The organism is Neobacillus niacini (assembly GCF_031456445.1).
Taxonomy (GTDB): Bacteria; Bacillota; Bacilli; order Bacillales; family Cytobacillaceae; genus Neobacillus; species Neobacillus niacini_I.
In genome coordinates, this window is record NZ_JAVDUQ010000028.1 from 76,770 (window position 1) to 84,164 (window position 7,395).

Annotated in this window: 7 protein-coding genes, 1 tRNA gene and 1 pseudogene; 2 read left to right on the forward strand and 7 right to left on the reverse strand. The window is 40.3% G+C overall.

What is annotated here, in order from left to right; translation table 11 throughout:
• Positions 1-123: 123 nt before the first annotated feature.
• Both J2Y67_RS20105 and J2Y67_RS20110 read right to left on the reverse strand, forming a co-directional pair.
• Positions 124-2,019, reverse strand: a complete 1,896-nt coding sequence (locus J2Y67_RS20105; RefSeq protein WP_310176900.1) for a PrkA family serine protein kinase — start codon at positions 2,017-2,019, stop codon at positions 124-126.
• A 554-nt stretch (positions 2,020-2,573) separates the two neighbouring features.
• Positions 2,574-2,947 (reverse strand): annotated as a pseudogene (locus J2Y67_RS20110) (transposase); the annotation flags it as partial.
• 49 nt (positions 2,948-2,996) lie between these two features.
• Here J2Y67_RS20110 and J2Y67_RS20115 point away from each other — a divergent pair.
• Positions 2,997-3,251 carry a hypothetical protein gene (locus tag J2Y67_RS20115; protein ID WP_310176902.1) on the forward strand — a complete coding sequence of 85 codons (255 nt, stop codon included), beginning with the start codon at positions 2,997-2,999 and terminating at the stop codon, positions 3,249-3,251.
• Here the strand turns inward: J2Y67_RS20115 and trmL are convergent.
• The 3 genes from trmL to queG all read right to left on the reverse strand — a co-directional run bounded on the left by trmL (position 3,245) and on the right by queG (position 5,898).
• Positions 3,245-3,742, reverse strand: a complete 498-nt coding sequence (trmL, locus tag J2Y67_RS20120; protein WP_310176905.1) for a tRNA (uridine(34)/cytosine(34)/5-carboxymethylaminomethyluridine(34)-2'-O)-methyltransferase TrmL — start codon at positions 3,740-3,742, stop codon at positions 3,245-3,247. The two genes, J2Y67_RS20115 and trmL, sit on opposite strands and share 7 nt — an antisense overlap.
• A gap of 65 nt (positions 3,743-3,807) precedes the next feature.
• On the reverse strand, positions 3,808-4,677 hold the full coding sequence (locus J2Y67_RS20125) for an amidase domain-containing protein (protein ID WP_310176906.1): 870 nt from the start codon (positions 4,675-4,677) through the stop codon (positions 3,808-3,810).
• An 87-nt stretch (positions 4,678-4,764) separates the two neighbouring features.
• On the reverse strand, positions 4,765-5,898 hold the full coding sequence (gene queG / locus J2Y67_RS20130; protein ID WP_310176908.1) for a tRNA epoxyqueuosine(34) reductase QueG: 1,134 nt from the start codon (positions 5,896-5,898) through the stop codon (positions 4,765-4,767).
• Positions 5,899-6,008: 110 nt separating this feature from the next.
• Here queG and J2Y67_RS20135 point away from each other — a divergent pair, with 110 nt between their 5' ends.
• On the forward strand, positions 6,009-6,677 hold the full coding sequence (locus J2Y67_RS20135) for a B3/B4 domain-containing protein (RefSeq protein ID WP_310176910.1): 669 nt from the start codon (positions 6,009-6,011) through the stop codon (positions 6,675-6,677).
• A gap of 81 nt (positions 6,678-6,758) precedes the next feature.
• On the opposite strand, the gene J2Y67_RS20140 is transcribed toward J2Y67_RS20135, so the two are convergent.
• Together J2Y67_RS20140 and J2Y67_RS20145 are read right to left on the reverse strand one after the other, a co-directional pair.
• Positions 6,759-6,832: transfer RNA gene (locus tag J2Y67_RS20140), tRNA-Gly, on the reverse strand.
• 291 nt (positions 6,833-7,123) lie between these two features.
• The coding region (locus J2Y67_RS20145) for a hypothetical protein (protein ID WP_310176912.1) at positions 7,124-7,395 on the reverse strand (272 nt) is incomplete at its 5' end.

Consider the following 7,395-nt stretch of genomic DNA (forward strand, 5'->3'; position numbering starts at 1 on the left):
CCTATGCAGAAACAGCAAATAATTTACAAATAATTTTGACAATTGGTGTTTTGCCTATGAAATTGGACAAGATTTTTTGATAGAAAAAGACTGGCAAAATTTCTTCTGCCAGTCTTATAGCCGTTAGCGATTTAATAAGCTTCCTACATAACGTAATAATTCGTTTGCTGAGGTTGAATTATAACCATGCTCATCAATAAGCCGTGCCACAACATCATTGATCTTTTTCAACTGCTGTTCATCAGGTGTTTTCGATGATGTCGTAATTTTCACAACATCCTTAAGATCCGCAAACAGCTTCTTCTGGATGGCTTCACGAAGGCGGTCATGTGAATTATAATCAAACCGCTTGCCTTTTCTTGCAAAGGCGGAAATTCGGATTAAAATTTCTTCTCTGAACGCTTTTTTTGCATTTTCGGATATACCAATCTGTTCTTCAATGGAACGCATTAGTTTTTCATCTGGATTAATTTCTTCACCTGTTAAAGGATCCCGAAGCTTCGCTTTATTGCAATAGGCTTCAACATTATCCAAATAATTGTCCATAAGCGTCTTAGCTGACTCCTCATATGAGTACACAAATGCTTTTTGGACTTCATTTTTAGCAATATTATCATATTCTTTCCGGGCCAATGAAATATAGTTCATATAGCGTTCGCGCAGTTCCGCTGTGATGGATGGATGCTGGTCTAACCCATCCTTTAACGACCTTAATACATCTAAAGCATTGATAGAAGGCACTTCTTTACGAATAATTGTAGAGGAAATTCGGTTAATTACATAACGCGGATCAATACCGCTCATTCCTTCATCCTGGTACTCTTTCTTAAGCTCCTCGATATCAGCTGTATTAAAGCCTTCAACATTTTCACCATCATACAAACGCATTTTCTTCACTAAATCGATATCGCCCTTTTTTGGCTCTTTTAGACGGGTAAGAATAGTGAACATTGCTGCAACCCTTAATGTATGCGGCGCAATATGAACATCCGAAACATCACTTTCACGAATCATTTTTTCATAAATTCTTTCTTCCTGTGACACTTTAAGGTTGTATGGGATTGGCATTACAATAATCCTGGAATGAAGAGCTTCATTCTTTTTATTGGAAATAAATGAACGATATTCCGTTTCATTCGTATGGGCGACAATCAGTTCATCTGCACTGATTAACGCAAATCTTCCCGCTTTGAAGTTTCCTTCTTGGGTTAATGAAAGCAGGTGCCATAAGAACTTTTCATCACATTTTAACATCTCTTGGAATTCCATCATCCCGCGGTTTGCTTTGTTGAGCTCCCCGTCAAAACGGTAGGCTCTTGGGTCCGATTCCGAACCAAACTCTGCAATCGTCGAGAAATCAATACTTCCTGTTAAATCAGCAATATCCTGTGACTTTGGATCGGATGGGCTAAAGGTTCCAATCCCGGTTCGTTTATCTTCTGAGAAAAAGATTCTTTCGACCTGTACATCTTCAATTCTTCCGCCATATTCCTGTTCAAGGCGCATCATGTTTAATGGTGATAGGTTCCCTTCAATGCGAATTCCGTATTCTTCATGAAATTCATTCCGTAAATGATGTGGAATTAAATGCAATGGATCTTCATGCATTGGGCAGCCTTTTATGGCAAAGACAGACCCTCGATCGCTACGTGAATAACTCTCTAAACCACGTTTCAGCATCGTCACTAATGTAGATTTACCGCCACTGACTGGTCCCATTAACAATAAGATACGTTTTCTGACATCCAGCCTTTTTGCGGCCGGATGAAAGTATTCTTCCACAAGCCGTTCAAGCGCTTCTTCTAACCCGAATAATTGATTACTAAAGAATTTGTATTTCTTCGTCCCTTTTTCTTCTTCAATCCCCGCGTCCTTAATCATATTATAAACTCGAGAATGTGCAGACTGTGCAACCAATGGCTTCATCTTCAATAACTCTAAATAATCGGCAAAAGTTCCTTCCCAACGCAGCTTCTCTTCTTCTTCACGAAACATCTCGATTTTTTTTAAAATATCCATAAGGCCCTCCCCCTGTAGCTTGATCAGAGACGATTAATATACTCTATGCGCGTATGAACTTGAACATGCGTAACCAAGACATTAAGTACCTATCTTTTTTGTTACAGCCCTTTTCATTTTTTAAAGATAGGCTATAATAAAACTATATGCGAAAGTTAACGAAAAAATTTGTAGGAGGGTTTACATAGTGAATACATTTATCGTCATTTTAGTCATGATCACATTCTTAACTGCCATCTTCACCTCAGGTTATAATGATAAACCAGGCACAAATAAATAATTTAAAAGGCTACCAAACGTGGCAGCCTCAGATTGTCGAGAAAGTTTTTTTCTCGGCAATTTTTTATTTTGGAAATCTAAATACCAATGATTACCCCTGCAAAGGGCTTGTTGATTTCCGCTCCGGTCACTCGCTTTCCGCGGGGAGCTCCTGGAGCCTCCTCGGCGCTTGCGCCTGTGGGGTCTCCAGTGATCTCTCTATCCCGCAGGAGTCGAGTGCCCTCCGCTCCAATCAACAGGGTGGCAAATCAACCTAAAGTATTGCAACACACTTTTTAAAACCTTGCTAAGTGTGTTGCAATCTTCTTTATATTATGACAGGCTTCAGTAAGGAGAGCCTGTTCACTTGCATTCTTCAATCCCCGTAACAGGCAGTAGCGAAACCCGTGCAGCTATTTTTTAGTCTGTGAAACTTCGCTCAATTTTTCCCTTTCTCAATTTATAAAGCATTTTTCCCGATTTAGATAAGCGATTGGACCTTACTTTTTCCTTGCTCTTCCCATACATTGCCCAATCGAGCTGGTATTACTATTAAAAGGGAAAAGAAAAGTGGTTTGCCGTGTTACGACTTTTACTTTATTTTTTGAGAGGTACATAGGGAAAGTAATGGGCAATTCCCACACTTCTTTGAATCAGACTTATATTCTTTTATAACCCTCACAATAATACTGAAGGACTTTATTGAGTATACCTGTTGATTGAAGCGGAAGGCGCGAAGACTCCTGCGGGAGTATGGGGCAGGGGAGACCCCGCAGGCGCCAAAGCGCCGAGGAGGCTCCCCGGCACACCCGCGGAAAGCGAAGCGCCTGGAGCGGAAATCAACAGACTTGTTGTACAGCCTATATATTAACGTTATTATTGTAAATTATCGCGGTGAATTATTAAATGAAATAAAAGGCTATCGAATGCTTTTCGACAGCCTGAGGCGCCCAATTGGCAGCCTTTTTTATTGACCCAAAGCAGGTCCTTTATCAAGCAGGTTAGGGTAGTTTTGTTGTCTTAGTGCTTCATAAACAAGAATTGCAGCTGTATTGGACAAATTTAAGGAACGGACATTTTGATTCATTGGAATCCTTAACGACCGATCCTTATTATTTGCAATGACATCTTTAGGAAGACCAGTCGTTTCCCGTCCAAAAATAAAATAATAATCCTTGTTCAAATCACTATAGTCAAAAGAGCTATGTGGGATTTCACCAAATTTTGTTAAATAAAAAAATTCACCGCCTGCATTCTTTTCAAAAAATTCATCTATTGAATCATAATAAGCGATGTTTACGAACTCCCAATAATCCAAGCCTGCCCGCTTCAACATCTTATCTTCTGTTGAAAACCCTAATGGACGGATTAAATGTAAAGTGGTATCTGTCGCAGCGCATGTACGAGCGATATTTCCTGTATTAGAAGGAATTTGTGGCTGGTATAATACTACGTGGTTTGACATGAATTTCACCTCAAATAAAAATCTCTACCTGCAATTATACCACTATGTTGTTTCCAGACAAGAAATCAGTCCAGAATCGAAAAGAACTTATATTTTATATGTGGTGTGTAGGCAGATGAATCTTCGTAAGCCCAATACCTCATTCGACTATTGTAGGTATTGGCATTTACTAAAGGCATTCCATAAGCATCTTTTCCGGTCACCATCGTATTATGATTAAACCGGCCATCCCCTTCAAAATCGTAGCAGATTACATCTCCTAACAATAATTGGGCAGGACTGCTGACCTCTCTTGCTCTTAAACCACCCTTTGAGTTCGCCAAGAATAATCTTAGGGAATTCGCTATCGCCCAGCTATAGCTCCAATTATTATTTTGCAACCACCAGCCGTTTCCACGGTTGGGATACCCCCGCATCGGTGCTCCCCCGGCACGAAGACATTGTGAAATATAATTAGTACAATTATTTTCAAATTTTTTATAAGCAGGATTATAGCTATTCCACCAACGTTCCGCATACTGTACAGCCCTTAGGCGGTCATATTGATAGCTTGCACGAACCACTAAATCATCTGTTTCGATAGGAATATCCGGGTGATTTCCACCATTTTGTACAGGAGCGATTTCTTCATCTGAAATCACTTCTCCTTTATAGAGCTTAGCGAGCCTCATTTCCGTCTCCTCTTCTAAATAAAGCGCACCTTTTTGCTTAATAAGATATTGAAAGTGGGCAACATAATGAACGGTTTCGTCGTTCCCCTTTTCTATTTTTTCTATTATATTTCCGGCAGCCTTTACTTTCACGATTTCTGCAGACCTTTTGGACAAAGAGGCCAATTTTTTTTCCGCCTTTGGATACAAATTTTTCTGTTCCCTCGTATTCGAAATAAATTGATGAATTCTTTTTTCAAACAATTCTTGAAGTGATTCCTGCATCTCTCTCCACTCCTTTCCATTCATACATATGTGGGGAGAATGAAATTCAATCAAAAAAAGACGGAATCAACCTGTGATCCGCCCTTTTTACCTATTTATGAATCGTAATCCTTTTTCTATTTCCTGCTGGACTTCTCCATCTGTTTCGTTTTTCTTGGCCTCCTCAAGAGCAGCAAATGCCCTTTCACCGCCAATTTTACCAAGTGCCCATGCAGCTGTTCCTTTCATTACCGGACTTTGTTCATTTTGCAAAACCTCAACTAAATCGGGAACAGCCGTTTCATCTTTAAAATGGGCAAGGGCTATCATTGCATTGCGCTGGATTGGCTTTTTCCCACGCCAAGAACCAGCCAAATGCCCGAATTTATTTTTAAATTCACGATTACTCATTTTTAATATCGGGGTTAATAATGGTTTTTCAATTTCTGAATTCGGTTCCATTTCTTCATGAAAATGAAAATCTCTTCCTTTATTTGCCGGACAGGCTGTTTGGCAGGAATCACAGCCATACACCCGATTCCCAATCTTCTCCCTGAATTCATCCGGAATAAGACCCTTTGTTTGCGTTAAAAATGAAATACACCGCTGAGCATTGATTTGCCCCCCCTGGACCAATGCACCGGTAGGACAGGCTTCAAGGCATTTTGTACACGTTCCGCACTGGTCTTCAATTGGGTTATCCGGTTCAAAGGGAATACTGGTAATCATTTCTCCTAAGTATACATACGAGCCAAATTCAGGTGTGATCACAGCACAGTTTTTTCCGCTCCAGCCAATTCCTGCCCTCTGGGCGACAGCACGGTCGGAAAGTTCTCCTGTGTCGACTATCGATTTAAGGCGAGCAGCCGGCACCTTTTCAAGGATAAATTCTTCCAGTTTTTTCAGTCGATCACGTAAGATATGGTGATAATCCATTCCCCAGGAAGCTCTTGAAAAAATCCCTCTTCGCTCGCCCCTCTTACTCACCAGCCGAATTTTCATTTTGGATGGGTAGGCAAGGGCTATCGAAATAATCGAGCGGGGTTCTTCAAGGAGCAGCGACGGATTGATGCGTTTTTCAATATCCGGTTCTTCAAAGCCAGATTGGAAGCCAAGCTCTTGTTGGCGTATTAATCTATTTTTTAGTTCAGTAAAAGGGGCAGCCGTGGTAAAGCCAATTTTATCAATGCCAATTTCCTTACTATATACGATTAGTTCTTCTTTCAGTTGTTTAGCGTTCACATTTAAAGCCTTCTTTCAAGCAGTGTCTAACTATATTACAAGTGATTAATTATTCATTTCACACCTTATTATGATAAACTATTTTTAATAAATTTTGGAGGTTAAAAAGCTTGGAAATTCTATTGTCATCTGATCTGATTGAAAAAATCCCCAATTTTAAAGTTGGTGTCATTGAATACGAGAATATCACTGTCGGAGTTTCCCCGCAAATGGTGAAAGGCCGTCTTCAGCTTTTTCAAGAATCGATTTATTTTGAACTGGAAAATAAAAATGTGACGGATTTACCCGGAATTCAAGAATGGCGGAGTGTATTTAAAATGACGGGAAAGGACCCGAACCGTTATCGTCCCTCTGCAGAGGCATTGTACCGAAGAGTTCAAAAGCAAAATTATCTTACATCTGTTCAAAGTGCGATTGATCTTAATAATTTCTTTTCGCTGCAATACCAGGTGCCAATTGGGATTTATGATAGGGATAAATTGAATGGATCTGTGACAATTCATCTTGGCGCTGAGGGGGAAGAGTACCGTGGGTTAAATGGTAGAATGAATTCTTTAGGGAATTTAATTGTATCATCGGACCAGCTGGGAGCCTTTGGCAGCCCTTTTGTGGACTCGGATCGGACTCCGGTAACTGAGGATAGCAAATGTGCACTGCAAATCGTCTATTTACGGCCATCAACTGATTTAGAGAATGCCCAAAAGCTTACGGAGTCGTTAATGAATATGTTTATTCAAGTACATGGCGGGGATGCTTCTTATCGCATTTTAGGATGCTGATAGAGCATTCTTTTTTTAGGCAAATAAAAAAACGCAACGCATCGTTTTTCTATGAAACGATACACTACGTTAGTCACAATTTGGAGCGGGTGATGGGAATCGAACCCACTACATCAGCTTGGAAGGCTGAGGTTTTACCAGTAAACTACACCCGCATTTATTGCTTGAACGCTTTAATTAACTGACGTTTATTATATTACACAGTTTTCACTTTTTCGTCAAGGTTTTTTGCGAAAATTGTCGATTATTTCGGTTGATTTCGTGCTGGATTGAATTTGAGATGAAAAAAGGGGTCTTCCGGTGGTGAGGTGGTGGGGTGCTTTTCCCTTGGAAGAGGAAAATAAGCTCCTATGGGCAATGCAGTGGCGTTTCTTTTCCCTTTTCGATGTAAATGTTGCTCGCGCGGGCATTGAAACGCCTTTTCTTTCCCCTTTTCGATGTAAATATTACTCGCATGGGCAATGAAACAGCTTTTCTTTTCCCTTTTTGTTGTAAATTCTGCTCGCACTGGCAATGAAACGCCTTTTCTTTCCCCTTTTCGATGTAAATGTTACTCGCATGGGCAATGAAACAGCTTTTCTTTTCCCTTTTTGTTGTAAATTCCGCTCGCACTGGCAATGAATCGCCTTTTCTTTCCCCTTTTCGATGTAAATGTTACTCGCATGGGCAATGAAACAGCTTTTCTTTTCCCTTTTTGTTGTAAATTCTGCTCGCGCGG